At 69.1% G+C, this 1,478-nt stretch carries 1 protein-coding gene; it reads right to left on the bottom strand.

The window, feature by feature from the left end; translation table 11 throughout:
• Positions 1-25: 25 nt before the first annotated feature.
• Entirely contained in the window at positions 26-1,276 is a 1,251-nt protein-coding gene (locus ACIA8L_RS56340) for an IS701 family transposase (RefSeq protein ID WP_395918537.1), read from the bottom strand.
• Positions 1,277-1,478 lie beyond the last annotated feature (202 nt).

Raw genomic sequence — 1,478 nt, 5'->3', positions numbered from 1 at the left:
TAGTACTCCAGCCCGGGTTCGTTATCTAGGCATGGTTGTCGATGGTCTGGCGGCGGCGGTAGTGGCTGATTTTGGCGCGGGCTTGGTGGCGTCGGCGCCAGTCTGACCAGGTCAGCCAGTATGCGGCGGTCCGGGTTGGGGTGAGGACGAGTTTGGCGAAGAGGTGCCGGATTTCGTTGACGGTCAGCGGGATCAGGTCGTCGGCCGGGTCGTGGGTGGCGCCGGCGGTGACGGTGATCGCGGTCAGGATCGCGTGGGCGAGCATGACCAGGGTGGTGTAGCGGTGCCAGGATTTCCAGCGTCGGACCTGGTGCTGGTCCAGGCCGGTTTCGCCTTTCCCGGCCTGGAAGCATTCCTCGACCATCCACCGGATCCCGGCGACCCGGACCAGGGCCTTGAGGGTGACCGGTTCCGGGGAGTAGCAGCGGTAGTAGGCCAGTTCCCCGTCGCTGATCCGGCGGCGGACCAGCAGGGCGTGCTGCCCGGGCTGCTCCGCGGCCGGGGCGGTGATGGAGATCCAGGCCCAGTCGTAGTCCCGTTCGCCTTTCGCGCCGGCGCCCGCTGAGAGCCGCTGCCAGGCCCTGGACGGAAGAAGGTCCGCGACCACGGTGTCGGCCCGGACCTCCCCAGCGGTGGCGATCACGACGTGGTGGCTCTTGGCCACCGCCAGGACGTACCCGATCCCGCGGTGCTGCAGATCTTTGCGGAGTGACTGGTCACCGCCGTATGCCTCATCCGCGGTGACCCACGCGGCCGGGATCCCCGCGTCGAACGCCCGGGCGAGCATCCGCCGGCCGAGGACCGTCTTGGTCGCGAACCCGACGTCGTCCGGGACACCGGCTGCGGCGCACCGAGCGCGGTCGTCGGTCCAGCTACGCGGCAGGTAGAGCTCCCGGTCGATCAGCGCCCGCCCCGCCGCGGTGGCGTAGGCCAGGAACACCGCGACCTGCGCGTTCTCGATCCGCCCGGCGGTCCCGGTGTACTGCCGCTGCACCCCGACCGTGTCGGCGCCCTTCTTCAGATCACCGGTATCGTCTAGGACCAGGACACCCTGCGGGTCGCCCAACGTCGCTGCCACATAGCCGCGAAGGTCGTCGCGGACCTTCCCAGCATCCCAGACCGCCTCGCCCAGCAGCCGCTGCATCCGTCGCGGTGAAACATCTCCGGACTGCTCCGCGAGGGACCAGCAGTTCCGGGAGTCCACATCGGACAGCAACCCGAGCAGAAACGTCCGGGCCTGTCTGCGTGGCTCGACCCGGCCGAACCGGCCCGCGATGCACGCGAACCCGGAGTCGAACTCCTCGAGCCACCCGGCGACGTCTACGCTGTGCCCAGCGGCCGTCGCGAGCTTGTCATTTGTCTTCACAAACCAGTGATCATCACGCGGCGGCCGTCACCATGCCCGCCGCCGCGCCGACCAGCACCACACCCAACCGGCCCATCGCCAGCCATCTACATCTCGAACCCGGGCTGGAGTA

The organism is Dactylosporangium sp. NPDC051541 (assembly GCF_044454505.1).
Taxonomy (GTDB): domain Bacteria; phylum Actinomycetota; class Actinomycetes; order Mycobacteriales; family Micromonosporaceae; genus Dactylosporangium.
Note: the sequence above shows the minus strand (reverse complement) of the source record. Positions and strands in the feature narration are given on the sequence as shown.